At 60.9% G+C, this 14,795-nt stretch carries 11 protein-coding genes; all 11 read right to left on the bottom strand.

The genetic code is table 11. From position 1 onward, the window contains the following. Positions 1-318: 318 nt before the first annotated feature. The 11 genes from JX325_RS01195 to dnaA all read right to left on the bottom strand — a co-directional run bounded on the left by JX325_RS01195 (position 319) and on the right by dnaA (position 14,584). Positions 319-2,232 carry an NAD(+) synthase gene (locus JX325_RS01195; RefSeq protein ID WP_204789350.1) on the bottom strand — a complete coding sequence of 638 codons (1,914 nt, stop codon included), beginning with the start codon at positions 2,230-2,232 and terminating at the stop codon, positions 319-321. A gap of 1,774 nt (positions 2,233-4,006) precedes the next feature. Next, the gene (rnhA, locus tag JX325_RS01190) at positions 4,007-4,444 is read right to left on the bottom strand and encodes a ribonuclease HI (RefSeq protein ID WP_204789349.1); all 438 of its coding nucleotides are present in this window, start codon (positions 4,442-4,444) and stop codon (positions 4,007-4,009) included. 6 nt (positions 4,445-4,450) lie between these two features. Next, complete coding sequence (gene gyrA, locus JX325_RS01185; protein WP_204789348.1) at positions 4,451-6,964, bottom strand: DNA gyrase subunit A; 2,514 nt, start codon at positions 6,962-6,964, stop codon at positions 4,451-4,453. 26 nt (positions 6,965-6,990) lie between these two features. Next, the gene (locus tag JX325_RS01180; protein WP_204789347.1) at positions 6,991-7,488 is read right to left on the bottom strand and encodes a hypothetical protein; all 498 of its coding nucleotides are present in this window, start codon (positions 7,486-7,488) and stop codon (positions 6,991-6,993) included. A 10-nt stretch (positions 7,489-7,498) separates the two neighbouring features. Next, a complete protein-coding gene (gene gyrB, locus JX325_RS01175; RefSeq protein WP_204789346.1) occupies positions 7,499-9,448 on the bottom strand; it encodes a DNA topoisomerase (ATP-hydrolyzing) subunit B in 1,950 nt (649 codons plus the stop codon). A 332-nt stretch (positions 9,449-9,780) separates the two neighbouring features. Next, positions 9,781-10,044: an extracellular matrix regulator RemB gene (gene remB / locus JX325_RS01170; RefSeq protein ID WP_204789345.1), complete on the bottom strand. Its 264-nt coding sequence runs from the start codon at positions 10,042-10,044 to the stop codon at positions 9,781-9,783. 5 nt (positions 10,045-10,049) lie between these two features. Next, positions 10,050-10,601 carry a hypothetical protein gene (locus tag JX325_RS01165; RefSeq protein WP_204789344.1) on the bottom strand — a complete coding sequence of 184 codons (552 nt, stop codon included), beginning with the start codon at positions 10,599-10,601 and terminating at the stop codon, positions 10,050-10,052. Further along, the gene (gene recF / locus JX325_RS01160) at positions 10,598-11,704 is read right to left on the bottom strand and encodes a DNA replication/repair protein RecF (protein WP_204789343.1); all 1,107 of its coding nucleotides are present in this window, start codon (positions 11,702-11,704) and stop codon (positions 10,598-10,600) included. The genes JX325_RS01165 and recF overlap by 4 nt, the downstream gene beginning before the upstream one ends. Beyond that, the gene (locus tag JX325_RS01155; RefSeq protein WP_204789342.1) at positions 11,694-11,909 is read right to left on the bottom strand and encodes an RNA-binding S4 domain-containing protein; all 216 of its coding nucleotides are present in this window, start codon (positions 11,907-11,909) and stop codon (positions 11,694-11,696) included. Before JX325_RS01155 ends, recF begins: the two co-directional genes overlap by 11 nt. A 7-nt stretch (positions 11,910-11,916) precedes the next feature. Further along, a complete protein-coding gene (gene dnaN / locus JX325_RS01150; protein ID WP_204789341.1) occupies positions 11,917-13,032 on the bottom strand; it encodes a DNA polymerase III subunit beta in 1,116 nt (371 codons plus the stop codon). A gap of 232 nt (positions 13,033-13,264) precedes the next feature. Further along, positions 13,265-14,584 (bottom strand): chromosomal replication initiator protein DnaA, encoded by a 1,320-nt coding sequence (gene dnaA / locus JX325_RS01145; RefSeq protein ID WP_204789340.1) that lies wholly within the window; start codon positions 14,582-14,584, stop codon positions 13,265-13,267. Positions 14,585-14,795: the final 211 nt, after the last annotated feature.

The raw sequence follows: 14,795 nt of genomic DNA, 5'->3' as shown, positions 1-14,795 counted from the left end.
TGCGGGGCCTCCGCCGGGGGGATGTCCGGCTCCTCCGGGGGCGGGGGCACCGTCTTTCCACCGCAGCCGGTGAGGAGGAGCATGAAGAGCAGGGCGGCAAACAACCGTCTTCTCATTTCAGCGCCTCCGCTTCCGCCAGCCACACGGCGGCCTGCGCGTCGCTGGGCATCCGCCTCGTCGGAAGAAATTCCGCTCTGCTCCGTCCCCGCCTTCCGGCGAGGACTCCGCACGCTCCATTCCTTCCTCCTCTCCCCACTCGAACCGCTTCGCTGGGTTCGAGCGGGGGCCCCTTATGGGCGACTGGCTTCTCATTTTCTCTCATTTCAGTGCCTCCACTTCCGCCAGCCACACGGCGGCCTGCGCGTCGCTGGGCATCCGCCAGNCGNCACGGGGGGACAGGGACACGGTGCCGATCTTCGGCCCGTCGGGAAGGCAGTTCCGCTTGAACNGCTGGGTGAAGAAGCGGCGGTAGAAGGACTTCAGCCATTTCAGGATGACCTCCCGGCTGTACTTCCNCCCCAGGGCGTGCTGGGCCAGGCGGAAGACCTTCCCCGGGGCAAAGCCCCAGCGGATGATATAATACAGGAAAAAGTCGTGAAGCTCATAGGGCCCCACCAGGTCCTCCGTCCGCTGGGAGATTTCCCCCTTCACGGCGGCCAGAAGCTCCGGGGAGACGGGAGTGTCCAGAATGTCCTCCAGCACGTCGTGGAGCTCCGGCTCCTCCCCGGCCCGGGAGAGGTAGCCCACCAAATGCCGTACCAGGGTCTTGGGGATGGAGGCGTTGACCCCGTACNTGCTCATGTGGTCCCCGTTGTAGGTGCACCAGCCCAGGGCCAGNTCGCTNAGGTCCCCGGTGCCGATGACCNGGCCGCCGTGCTCATTGGCGATGTCCATGAGCACCTGGGTCCGCTCCCGGGCCTGGGCGTTTTCATAGGTGACGGAATGGTCCTCCGGGTCGTGGCCGATGTCCCGGAAGTGGCTGCGGACGCTCTGGGAGATGTCCACGGTCCGCAGGGCGGCCCCCATCTGCTCCGCCAGGAGGACGGCGTTGTTCCGCGTCCGGTCCGTGGTGCCGAAGCAGGGCATGGTAACGGCGATGATGTCCGACAGGGGCCGGTCCATCATCTTCATGGCAAGGCCGGTAATCAGCACCGCCAGGGTGGAGTCCAGCCCACCGGAGAGGCCCACCACGGCGCACTTCGCCCCGGTGTGCTCCAAGCGCCGCCTGAGGCCCAGGGAGGCCAGGAGGAGGATTTCCCGGCACCGCTCGTCCCGGTCCTCCTTCCCCTCGGGGACGAAGGGCATGGGGGAGACGTGGCGGGTGAGCTTGGTTTTGCCCTCCGTCAGGGTGAAGGTCTCCCCGCACCCCTCGTTTCCGGAGCCCTCCCCCAGGGACTGGGTCCGCCGGCGCTCGCAGGCCAGGCGCTGAACGTCGATTTCCGACACCAGCAGCCCCCCCTCAAAGCGGCGCTCCGCAAGCAGGGCTCCGTTTTCCGCGATCATCTGGTGGGCCCCAAAGACCAGATCCGAGGTGGACTCCCCCGCCCCGGCGCTGGCGTAGACATAGCCGCAGAGGAGCTTGGCGCTCTGCATGGTCACCAGCTGGCGGCGGTAGGCGTCCTTGCCCACCACGTCGTTGCTGGCGGAGAGATTGCCGATGATGGCGGCCCCGTCCTTGGCCATCCGGACAGAGGGGGAGTCCGGGGACCAGAGGTCCTCGCAGATCTCAAAGCCCAGCACCAGGCCCGGCACGTTTTCGCACCGGAAGACCTGGCCCGCCCCGAAGGTGACGAACTCCTGGCCCAGAAGGGGCAGGCTCTCCGCCTCCGCCGGGGCCGGGGCGAACCAGCGCTTTTCGTAAAACTCGCCGTAATTGGGCAGATGGGTCTTGGGAACCACGCCCAGAATCCTCCCTTTTTGTATTATAACAGCGCAATTATACAATTCGTTATGGACCCGCAGGGGCATTCCCACCGCCGCCACCACTTCCAGGTTCCGCGTGGCCTCCAGCACGGTTTTCAATCCCTCCTCCGCCTCCCGTAGGAGGGCCTCCTGATAGAAAAGATCGCCGCAGGTGTAGCCCGTCAGCCCCAGCTCCGGCAGGACCAGGACCTTGACCCCCGCCTTCTCGGCGGAGCGCATCATTTGAAAGCTCTGTTCGGCGTTGTAGGCGCAGTCCGCCAGGCGCAGCTTGGGCGCGCCGCAGGCCACGGAGATGAATCCGTCCTTCATACTTTGAACCTCCCGTATGGAATTGTTGACGGATCTATTTTATACTGTTTGTCCGGGTTTAGCAAGGGGGGACAAAAAAGCGGGACGGCCTTGCGCCGTCCCGCCGTTTATGAAAGCAAAGCCGCCCCCNCTCACCGGGAGGCAAAGATATCCGCCGCCAGCAGGCCCTTGATCAGGTTGGACACCCGGCCGCAGGCGGAGGCCTGATCGTAAATCGGGGAGAGGTCCTTGTATTTGGGACTCCCGTCGAAATTCCGCTCCCAGGACAGCTCCGTGCCCCATTTTTTCAGGGANAAGGCCCACTGGTCCAGCTGGTTCAAGGGANTTCCCGACCACTGGCTGCCGCCGCTCAGCAGCGTCTCCCGCATGTCTTTCGACAGCGGAAACGGATTCTCTTTATCCCCCAAAGGTATAAGATGGAAATCTACCCGCGTCCAGGTATAATCCGTGTCGCTGACGGCCCCCATGGCGTTCAGCTCGTGCATCAGGTCCATCCACTCCATCTTGGAAATGGAATTGGGATTGCTTTTCAGCCGCTGCAAGGTCTTCCTCGCTCCATCGGTGAGATTAGAGACGATCTCCTGGTTCCTGCCGGAAAGAAGGTCCGAAAAGTCCACCGAGGGCCCGTCCGGGTTCACGCCCGCGGGCTTGTACTTTCCCCATTCCGAGGTGGGAATTCCGGTGTTGTTGACAATGTATTTGACTCCAGCATCCATGTTCCGTCCTCCCCTTCCCCCTTAAATCCAGCCCCGGGCCATGGCCTCGGCTCCNGTGATGAAATCCGGGTGNTCTTCCTCCCGAAAGTCCTTTGCCCAGGAGAGGATATCCTCCAGACTGCGGAAGCCCACCATGGGGGCCTCGTCAAAGCCGTGAAGCCACGCGGCTTTGGAATCCGGGTCCGCAGAAGTCTCCACAATTCCGGCTTTCATATCGATGGCGATCAGCGTGGTGCCCTCGGCACAGCGCAGGCCCTTTTCGCTGAGGATGCCCAGCTGCTTCATGGTATCCAGCGCGTCGTAGATTTCAAAGGCGGACAGGTCCCCGGCGTAACGCTCCCGGAGAAACGCCAGATTCTCCTCCGTCCAGCCCTGGGAATCCGGCAGGGCGGCCTCCGGCTGTCCGGCTTTCCAGGCCCGGTAGTCCTCCATGAACTGCATGTAGACGGAGTCCAGCATCCCGCCCGGCGGCAGCTCCCGCATCATTTGCCTCTGGCGCTCCACATCCAGATACCCGGCGAAGGCCGTTTTCCCTCCGGCCCTTCCCGCCCCGTCATAGGGCGCGGCGTTCCGGTCCGCCCCCCCTGCCCGGTTCACAAAAGCCGAATCATATGCTTGCAGCCTCATTTTTTGCGCGTCTCCTTTTTTCGTACTCCTTTACCATAAATTTGTATTCCTTTACGAACAGTTTATCGGCAGGAATTTCCCTTTTGATAAGAGATTTTTCTTTGCGAAAACGAAAAACGGGCCGCAGAGCGGCCCGTCTTCCGTGTGTGTTTATTTTAGGAGGGAGAAAACGCATCGGGCTGGGAGTACCCTTTGCTGATTCTTACTGTACCCAAAACTTTTTGCAAAATTATGAGATTCCTGTAAACAGTTTATGAATGTTAGGCCTTGTTTGAAAATTGGCGGAGTGCCGGATTGGGGCATATTTTTTTGCCAGGCAAGGCGATTGGACGCAGGAATCCTGACGGATTTCAAGTCCAATCAACGCAGTCCTGGCGGAAAAAGATGCCCAAAGACGGCGTTCTGCCTTTTTTCAAACAAGGCCTAAAGCCTCACTTAAATTTCCGGCTCTCCGCCACGGCCATTTCGTCGCAGCGGTTGTTGAATTCGTTTTCCGCGTGGCCCTTCACCCAGTGGTAGCGCAGGGTGTGAGTCTCCGCCAGGTCCAGCAGGCGGCCCCAGAGGTCCGGGTTCAGGGCGGGCTTTTTGTCGCCTTTCACCCAGCCCCTGGCCCGCCAGCCCTTGGCCCAGCCCTTGCTGAGCCCGTCGATGACATATTTGCTGTCGGACCACAGCTCTACCTCACAGGGCTCCCGCAGGGCCTCCAGGGCGGTGATGACGGCGGTGAGCTCCATGCGGTTGTTGGTGGTCTGGGCCTCGCCGCCGGAGAGCTCCTTTTTGTGCTCTCCGTACATCAAAATGGCCCCCCAGCCCCCGGGGCCGGGGTTCCCGGAGCAGGCCCCGTCGGTGTAGATCGTAACCGTCTTCATAGGCGCTTACACCGTCTCCTCANANGAGGGCGCCTCTCCGGAAGCGGGCGCTTCCTCCCGATCTGCCAGGGCCATGGAAATCACCCGGTCCCCTTCTTCCTTGAACCGCANGACAATCACCCCCNGGGTGGAGCGGCCGCACTGNTTGANGGCCTCCACCGGCGTGCGGATTAAGATGCCCGCCTCCGTCACCAGCAGCAGGTCCTCGGACCCGTCCACCACCTTGATGCCGACCACCTGCCCGGTTTTCTCCGTCAGCATATAGTTCTTGATGCCGTAGGCGTTCCGCTTTGTAATCCGGTACTCCTCCACCGGCGTCCGCTTGCCGTAGCCCTTTTCCGTGATGGTGAGGACGGCCTTGCCGCTTTGGGCCCGGGCNGCGCCCACCACGTAGTCCCCTTCCCGGAGCTTGATGCCAAGCACGCCCACGGNGGTCCGGCCCATGGGGCGCACGTCGTCCTCGTGGAAGCAGACGNCCATCCCGTCGTGGGTGGCGATGAGGATATTCTGCTCCCCGTCCGTCTCCCGGACNGTAATGAGCCGGTCGTCCTCCGTCATGCTCAGGGCCCGGATGCCGTTGTTGCGGAGGTTTTTCAGGCTGCCCGCCGGCAGGCGCTTCACCACGCCGTTCCGGGTGACCATGAAGAGGAAGCGGCCGTCGTCCTCAATGGACCGGGTGTGGACCATGGCCTGGACCCGCTCGCCCTGCTCCNCCTGGAGGATGTTGACAATGTTGGTCCCCTTGGCGGTTTTGCCGGAGACGGGAATTTGATAGCCCTTCTTCCGGTAGACCTTTCCGGTGTCCGTGAAGAAGAGGATATAGTCGTGGGTGGAGGCGGTGAACACGTCCGCCACCGCGTCCTCCTCCCGGGTGGTGATGCCCTTCTTTCCCATGCCGCCCTTGGACTGGGCNGCGNACTCGCTGACGGGGGTCCGCTTGATATATCCCGCCTGGGTCAGGGTGAAGACGCACTGCTCCTCCTCGATGAGGTCCTCGATGTCGATTTCGTCCTCCACGTCCTGGATTTCCGTCATTCGTTCGTCGCCGTACTTCCCGGCGATGGCGGTGAGCTCCTCTTTCAGAATCTGGCGGACCAGGGTCTCGTCGGAGAGGATTTTCTGGAAGTAGGCAATGCGCTCTTCCAGCTCCTTGTACTCGTTTTCCAGCTTCTCCCGGTTTAAGCCCTGGAGGGAGATCATCCGCATGTCGCAGATGGCCTGGGCCTGTACGTCGTCCAGGCCGAAGCGGGTCATGAGGTTTTCTTTAGCGTTATCATAGCTGCTGCGGATGACCTTGATAACCTCGTCAATGTGATCCTGGGCAATCAGCAATCCCTCCAGCAGGTGGGCCCGCTCCTGGGCCTTTTTCAGGTCGAACCGGGTGCGGCGGATGATAACCTGCTCCTGGTGCTGGATGTACTCGTCCAGGATGTGCCGCNGGGACAAAATCTTCGGCTGGAGCTTGCCGTTCACCTCCACCAGGGCCAGCATGTTAATGGCAAAGGTGGTCTGAAGCTGGGTCTGGGCGAAGAGGCGGTTTAAGACCACCTGGGGGTTGGCGTCCCGCTTCAGCTCAATGACAATGCGCATACCGTTGCGGTCGGACTCNTCCTGGATGTTGGAAATGCCCTCCAGCCGTTTGTCCTCCACCTGGTCCGCCATGTTTNTAATCAGNNTCCGCTTGTTGACCTGGTAGGGGATTTCCGTGATGATGATGCGGGTCCGGTTCTGGCCGAACTCCTCAAATTNATGCCTCGCCCGGATGGTCACCCGGCCCCGGCCGGTGGCGTAGGCCGCCCGGATGCCGGAGCGGCCCATGATGATGCCCTTGGTTGGGAAGTCCGGGCCCTCCATGTGCTGCATCAAATCCGTCAGCGTGGCCTCGGGGTCGTCCAGCANATGGATAACGGCCCCGATAACCTCCCGGAGGTTGTGGGGCGGGATGTTGGTGGCCATGCCCACGGCGATGCCGGAGGAGCCGTTTACCAGGAGGTTCGGGAACCGGGAAGGCAGGACCTTGGGCTCCTTCCGGGTTTCGTCGAAGTTGGGGTCCCAGTCCACGGTGTCCTTCTCGATTTCCCGCAGCATCTCCTCGGAGATTCTGGCAAGGCGGGCCTCCGTGTAACGGTAGGCCGCCGGGGGGTCGCCGTCTACGGAGCCGAAGTTGCCGTGTCCGTCAATGAGCATATAGCGCATGGAAAAATCCTGGGCCAGGCGGACCAGGGCGTCGTACACCGACTGGTCGCCGTGGGGGTNGTAGCGGCCCAGCACGTCGCCCACGGCGGTGGCGCACTTGCGGAAGGGCTTGTCGTGGGTGAGGTTATCCTCGTACATGGCGTAGAGGATGCGGCGGTGGACGGGCTTGAGGCCGTCCCGCACGTCCGGCAGGGCCCGGCCCACAATCACGCTCATGGCGTAGTCGATATAGGATTTCTCCATCTCCGGGACCAGGGGGGACTCCACGATCTTCTGGTCCGGAAAGCGGATTTCCTCGGGGTCGTATTGGGGTTTCTTACTCATCTGCTGTTACCCAGCCTTTCCTTAAATCAGCTCTCATACACAAGGTGGCACGAATCCAATCCGCAGTCGGCCTCCTCAGCCAAACGAACATCCGCCGCCTGGAGATTGTACCACGCAATATCAACCGGGTCGGGATAGCCGGAGGCGTATTCTGACGCGGGGATTTCTATATTCTCTCTTGTCTCAATCTCAAAGACATAGGTCTCTCCCACCTCAAGCTGCTCCGTAAATTTTCCGGCGCACATGATAAAGGGCGTGCTTTGAAACAATTCAACCACCGCCAGCGGCGACGCTTCACCCTCAAGAATCAGGGCCCGTACCGTGGCCGTAAAGCTGCCCTTCAGGGTCACCGTCATCGGTTCGGTTCCGTCCCGCAGCTCCTGGAGTTCCGCCTGTGTCTCTTGAAGTTCTTCCTGGAGGGCGTCCCGCTCGGCACAAGCCGCGTCGTATTCTTCTTTCGAGACGCCGCCGCAGCCTGTCAACAGCAGGGCCAGGAGCAAAAGCGCGCTTATGATTCGTCTCATTTCCGTACCCTCAGTAGTCCAGATTCACCACATACTGTGCGTTCTTCTCAATGAACTCCTTCCGGGGCTCCACCTTCTCCCCCATGAGGATCGTAAACGTCTCGTCCGCCTTCACCGCGTCGTCCAGGGTAATCCGCCGCAGGGTCCGGGTGGCGGGGTCCATGGTAGTCTCCCACAGCTCGTGGGGGTTCATCTCGCCAAGGCCCTTGAAGCGGCTGATTTCCACCTTGGCGCCCGGATTCCCTGCCCGGAGCTCGGCGGAAACGCGNTCCCGTTCCGGTTCGTCATAGGCGACCCGTGTGGNCTTGCNCCGGGTGAGCTTAAAGAGGGGCGGGACGGCGGAATAAACATAGCCCTGCTCAATGAGGGGGCGCATAAAGCGGAAGAAGAAGGTCAGAAGCAATGTCCGGATATGGCTTCCGTCCACGTCGGCATCCGCCATAATAATGACTTTATGATACCGGAGCTTGTTGGCGTCAAACTCCTCCCCGATGCCCGCCCCCAGGGCGGTGATGACGGGCTGGAGCTTGTCGTTTCCATAGACCTTGTCCGCCCGGGCCTTTTCCACATTCAGCATCTTTCCCCAAAGGGGCAGGATGGCCTGGAAGCGGGAGTCCCGCCCCTGGGTGGCGGAGCCTCCGGCGGAGTCGCCCTCGACGATATAGAGCTCGGTCAGCTCCGGGTTATTCTCGTTGCAGTCCCGGAGCTTGTCGGGCATGGCGGCGCCGCCCAGGGCGGTCTTGCGGCGGATGGATTCCCGTGCCTTCTTGGCGGCCTCCCTGGCCCGGGAGGCGGTGAGGGCCTTGTCCAGAATCATCCTTCCCACCTGGGGGTTCTCCTCCAGGAAGGTGTCCAGCTTCTCCGCCACGATGTTGTTTACCAAAGTGCGGATTTCGCTGTTTCCAAGCTTGGCCTTGGTCTGCCCCTCAAACTGGGCGTCGGTGAGCTTTACGGAGATGACGCAGGTAAGGCCCTCCCGGCAGTCCTCGCCGGAGACCTTCTCGTCGTCCTTGAGCATCTTGATTTTTTTGCCGTAGCTGTTCAGCACGGTGGTCAGGGCCCGCTTGAAGCCCTCCTCGTGCATGCCCCCCTCCGGGGTGTGGACGTTGTTGGCGAAGGAGAGGATNGTTTCGCTGTAGCCGTNGTTGTACTGTAAGGCTACCTCGGCAATGGAATCCTCCCGCTGGCNGGACATGTAAATNACCCCGGGGTGGAGGGCGTCCTTGCTCTTGTTGAGNCAGGTGACAAACTCCCGGATGCCCCCCTCATAGCACATGGAGTCCTCCTGCTCTTTTCCGGGACGGAGGTCCACGGTGTTGATGCGGAGGCCCGCGTTTAAGAACGCCTCCTCCCGCATGCGGGTGTGGAGGATGTCGTAGCTGTAAACCGTATCCTCGAACATCTCCGGGTCCGGCTTGAAGGTGACGGTGGTGCCGGTATGNNCCGTTTTGCCCACGATTTTCATCTCCTGGGTAATAGGGNCCCGGGAGAATTTCATCTCATAGATCTCGCCGTTTTTGTGGACCTGGACCGTCAGCCACTCGGAAAGGGCGTTGACCACCGACGCGCCCACGCCGTGGAGGCCGCCGGAGACCTTATAGCCCCCGCCGCCGAACTTGCCTCCCGCGTNGAGGATGGTATAGACCACCTCCAGGGCGGGCTTTCCGGTCTGGGCCTGGATGTCCACGGGGATGCCCCGGCCGTTGTCCACCACGGTAATGGTGTCCCCGGGGTTAATCTGGACCAGGATTTCCGTGCAGAAGCCCGCCAGGGCCTCGTCGATGGCGTTGTCCACGATCTCATAGACCAGGTGATGAAGGCCCGAAGCGGAGGTGGAGCCGATATACATGCCGGGCCGCTTCCGCACGGCCTCCAGGCCCTCCAGAACCTGGNTTTCNGAGGCGTCGTACTCGTTGGACGCGTCGACCGCGGTGGAATTTAAGATTTCATTGTCTGCCATATANTTCTNCTTTGCTGNTCTTTTTCTTAATAAGAAAAAGAACCAAAAAGAATTTTATCCCGCTCTGCGGTGCGGTGTTTGTCTTGCCCTGTCACACGGCAACGGAGAGCTGCTTTACGGAACTTATTTTTTAGAGCGGAAAAAGCCGGGCNGGAACCACCCCTTTGTGGGGCCTGACCCCCTGGTCAGGCCATTTTCCGGCCGCTNCCCATGGCCCGGTCACAGGACCAGTCCCCCAGGGCCGGACAGGCAGGATTTTCCTCCAGCCCGCCTTTCCCCACTCCCGGTAAACGATTGGAATACTTTCCTTCAAAGCCGCATAGGCTGTCCCATCACTCCAGCTTNCCGCTCTCCNCCCGCTTCCGCANGNCTCNGGGGCTCAGGGGGCTCAGGTACACAATCTGCTCATGATACGGGTGGTCACAGACCACGAAGGACCGGGGCAAATCCCCGGAGATATCCAGCACCACGCCTTCTTTTTCGGCGGCGGCGAGATAGTCCCGGGTCCGCTTCTCATAGCTGCATTTGTCCAGATCGAAAATTCCTATAATCCGGCGCTGGGGAATGATTTCGTTTTGCCCTAAGTGCAGATACATAGCCGCTATTCATCCTTCCACAAGCCGTCCCGGAGCCAGGCAAACCACCGGCGGTGAACCTCGCTTCTTTGGGCCCGTTCGTTGTCCCAGTTTTCATAGGTCCTTCCCCTCTTGGGGGAATAGAGCTTGTAATACGCCCCCTCCTCCGGGCCCTCCTGGAGATAAAAGAGGCCCTCCTCCTCCCGCCAGCCCGCAAAGACGACAGACCCGCCCTCATCAAATAAGGCGCTGACAGTCAGGGACTCCACACTCTCCGCGTCCAGGTATTTCCCCGCCGCCTCCGCTGCGCCGGGGTCCTCCCAGGCATGGATGTCTCCGTTTTCCCCGCCCTCCAGAAGCTCCCGGACAGAGGAGACCGCAAGCAGCTCCGCCAGCATGGCCCTGTCCTCCTCCGTAATGGAGACCTCCGGCGTTTGGCGGAGAATCTTCTCCGTGTCCTTGGAGGTAATGGAAAGCTCCTTGCAGGAATAGCGGAGCTCCATATAAACCTCCACTCCCAGAAGGACCAAAAGCAAGATGATTAAAAGGCTGTATCCGGCGTTTTTCTTCCCTTTCATTCAAAAATCCTTCCNTGTTCCACGTGAAACACCCTGCCGCCCAAGAGATTCGGCAATCGGTCCTCTTCACAGCAGGTAATAAACACCTGTCCCCCCGCAATGCGGTTCAGGACGAATTCCTGCCGCCGGGGGTCCAGCTCGGAAAGCACATCGTCCAGAAGAAGCACCGGGTACTCCCCCGCCGCGTTTTTATATATCTCCCGCTCCGCCAGCTTCAGCGCCAGGGCGGCGGTCCGGGTCTGGCCCTGGGAGGCGTACTGCTTTGCCTCCCGCCCGTCGATGCCCACGAGAATGTCGTCCTTATGGGGCCCGGAGAGGCACAGGCGGGAAGAGAGCTCCGCCTCCCGNTGGCCCTCCATATGCCGCCGGAGCTGTTCCGTCAAAATACCGATCTCCGCGCCGGGGTCCTCTATAGAGGTTACCGTCTGATACCGGAGCTCCAGCGTTTCCCTTCCCCCGGAGCATTCCCGGTGGCAGGCGGCGGCGGCTTCCGCCAGGCGGAGGCAGAACTGATGGCGGTACCGCACCAGCGCCGCCCCCAGGCGGACCATCTGCTCGCTGAATTCCGGCAGGGCCTCCAGCAAACCGGGCCGCTGGTCATAGTCCCGGAGGATGCGGGTTTTCTGCTCCCTTGCCCGCTCGTACCCCGCCAGGGCGGCGGCGTACCGGGGCCGGAGCTGGCACAGGGCGGTATCCAGGAAGCGCCGCCGGGCGGCGGCTCCCTCCCGGATGAGGAAAAGGTCCTCCGGCTGGAACAGCACCGTGTGGAACNNGTCTCCCAGGGNCGCGTTGGTCTTTACGGGGACCTGGTTGACGGTGAGCTTCCGCCGTCTCCCCCGGAATAAATCCGCCTGGACCTTGAATTCCCGGTCCCGGGAATAGACCCGGGCCAGCAGCCGGGCGGACTCCTCCTGAAAGCCGATCATCTCCCGGTCCGTCCGCGCCCTTGGGGACTTCCCCCGGGAGAGGTAGGCGACGGCCTCCAGAAGGTTCGTCTTTCCCTGGGNGTTCTCGCCGCAGACGACGTNGCACCGGGGGTCGAAGTCCGCCGCCTGGCGGGCGTAGTTCCGAAAGCCCTCCAGTTCCAGGCGGTCAATTTGCATAGGTTACGGTCATCACTTCTCCGGCGAAGGAAACCTTGTCGCCGGGCCGGATTTTCTTTCCCCGCTGGACGCAGGGCTCCCCGTTGACCAGGGCTTCCCCGGCCTGGACGCGCTCCTTGGCCTCGCCGCCGGTCTCCACCAGACCCGCAAATTTCAAAAGATCCTGGAGCTTGATAAACTCCGTGGTAATCGTGATTTCTCTCATATACGCCTCACTCCGCGTTTTTCAGCCGGACGGGCAGGACCATATAAAGGAAGTTGTCCTTGTCATCCGTGGGCACGATGATGGCGGGGGACACGCCGGTGTTCAGCTCAATCCGCACCGTCTCCGCCGGGGCGTAGCGCAGGGCTTCCATCAAATAGCGGTTGTTAAAGCCGATTTCCAGGCCCCCGCCGTCCCCTTCCAGGCGGCACACGTCCTTGGCCTCGCCGTTGCCGGTCTTGGCGGAAAGAAGCACCCGGTTTTCCTCAAACCGGCAGCGGACCGGGCTTTTCAGCTTGTCGGAAATCANTACGGACANCCGGTCGATGCTCTCAATCAGGGCCTTGGCCTCCACAGTGACGGCAATGGGGTTGTTTTTCGGGATGGCGTTCCGGTAATCCAAAAATTCCCCCTCCAGACGGCGGCAGATAAGCTCCACGTCCCCCACGGTAAAGAGGATATGCCGCCGCCCCAGGGTGATTTCCGCCAGATCCTCCACGTCGCCGCAGATGCTCTTGACCTCGTTCAGGGCGGGGCCGGGGGCCACGAAGGAAAAGGCCCCTCCCTCCAGCTTTTCCAGGGGCTCCTTCCGCACCGCCAGGCGGAACCCGTCCACGGCGGCCATGGTGAGGCGGCCCTCTCCGATTTCAAAGAGGGCCCCGGTGTGGACCGGGCGGCTCTCGTTGGTGGAGACGGCGAAGGCCACCTCCTCAATCATGGCCCGGAGGACCCTTCGTTGCATGGAAACGGCATACTCGNCCTCNANCTCGGGAAGGTCGGGGTAATCCGCCGCGGAAAGGCCGGGGATATCAAAGTCCGCGTCGCCGCAGAGAAGGCGGACCTGTAATTTTTCATTGGAAATAAAGGTAACCGTATCATCGGGCATCCGGCGGATGATGTCGNCGAAGAGCCTGGCGTTGAGCANGATTTCGCCTTTCTCCTCCACGCCGGCGGAGACCTTCGCCCGGATGCCGGTCTGCATGTNGTAGCCGGAGACGGTCAGNNCGTCCTCCCCGGCGTGAAGCAGCAGTCCCTCCAGGGCGGGAATGGAGCTTTTCTGTGCGACCGCGCGGCTGGTGACGGAGATGGCATTTTGAAGCAAAGCTTTCTCANAGCTGAATTTCATAAGGGGACCTCCTTTGCNCCCGAAGGCTCTTTTTAAAAAAGAAAACAATATAACGTAGGGGAAGTAGTCGTAGGGGGCGGTTTTGTGGAAAAAGAGAAGAATCCCAGCGGCGGCAAGGGTTTCCGCCTCCACAGCCTCTGTTGAAAAACAGGGCGCTTCTCCACGCCTCTTGTCGAAGGGTGTTTTTTCCACAGGGAAGTTTTCCCTTTCCACCGGGAAATGTGGAAATCCGTCAGTGCCGGGACGTGATGTTGGACTTCAATTCCTTCACCATTTCGGCGAAGGCCGGGTCTTTTTTCATCTTCTGCTCCACCTGGCGGATGGAGTGAATGACGGTGGAGTGGTCCCGGTTGTCGAAGAGCTGGCCGATGTTGTCCTGGNANNNGTTCGTCATGNCCCGGATGAGGTACATGGAGATCTGCCGAGCCTCCACGGCGGCGCGGACCCGCTGCTGGCCCTNTACCACGGACTCGTCCAGCTGGTAGTAGCGGCTGACGTAGGTCAAGATGCCCTCCGGCGTGGGANTGTACTCGTTGCTCCCCTTTAAGATGTCCTGCATGGCCCGGTCGACGGTGGCCTCGTCCGTCTCCTTGTCCAAAAGCTCCTTATAGGCCAGGACCTTGTTGACGGTGCCTTCCAGCTGGCGGACGTTGGCGGTGACCTTCTGGGCAATCTGCACGGCGATTTTGTCCGGCAGATTCATGCCCAGCAGCGCCGCCTTGTTCTTCACGATGGCAAGCCGGGNCTCAAAATCNGNCGGCGTTACGTCGGCAAGCAGGCCCCACTCGAAGCGGGTCCGCAGCCGGTCGTNCAAAAGCGTCATTTCGGAGGGGGGCCGGTCCGAGGTCAGCACAATCTGCCGCCCGGACTCGTAGAGGGTGTTGAAGGTGTGGAAGAACTCGTTTTGCACCTGCTCTTTTCCCGCCACAAACTGCACGTCGTCCACCAGCAGCAAATCCGCCTCCCGGTACTTGGCCCGGAATTCGCTGCCCCGGTTGGCCCNGACCAGCTCCACGAACTCGTTGATGAACTCGTNTCCTTTGATGTAGACGATTTTAGAGGCGGGGTCGTTTTTCCGGATGACGTTGGCGATGGCGTAGAGCAGGTGGGTCTTGCCCAGGCCCGAGTCCCCGTAGATGAGAAGGGGGTTGTAGTTCTGGGCCGGGTGCTCGGCAACGGCCATGGACGCGGCGTGGGCCAGCTTGTTGGAGGGGCCCACGACGANGGTGTCGAAGGTGAACTCGGCGTAAGTGAAGCGCTCGGACTGGCGCTTGGGAGCGCCGCCGCCCCGGAACTCCACAAGGCCCGCGTCGTCCAGAATCTTTACCTCGAAGTCGGTGGAAAAGATGTCGTGGAGGGCGGCCTTGATGTTGTTGAGGAACAGGGATTCCAGGTATCCCCTTTTGAAATCGCTGGCGCAGTGGAGGTAGCAGGCGCCGCCTTTGATGTCCACGATGCTCAGCTCGTCGAACCAGGTGGAGATGGTGGTCTCGGAGAGCGTCCCCCGGAGCTGGCGCAGGACATTCTCCCAAATGTCGGTAATGGAGTTCAAAAAGGAAACACCTCTCTTTCAAATTTTACAAAACATTTATTTATTATAACAGAAAAGGAAGCGTATGGCAATACATATTCTAATAATAAGCGGAGGATTTTAAACAGGGAAACCCCTCCAAGGGACCGCGGAAAGGGACGGCTTCCCTGGAACGGGCTTTTTTCCGCGTCAGACCGCTTCTTGACATCACCGGGAGATTCTCTTATAATAT

It is taken from the genome of Oscillibacter sp. CU971 (assembly GCF_905219725.1).
Lineage (GTDB): Bacteria > Bacillota > Clostridia > Oscillospirales > Oscillospiraceae > Oscillibacter.
Note: the sequence above shows the minus strand (reverse complement) of the source record. Positions and strands in the feature narration are given on the sequence as shown.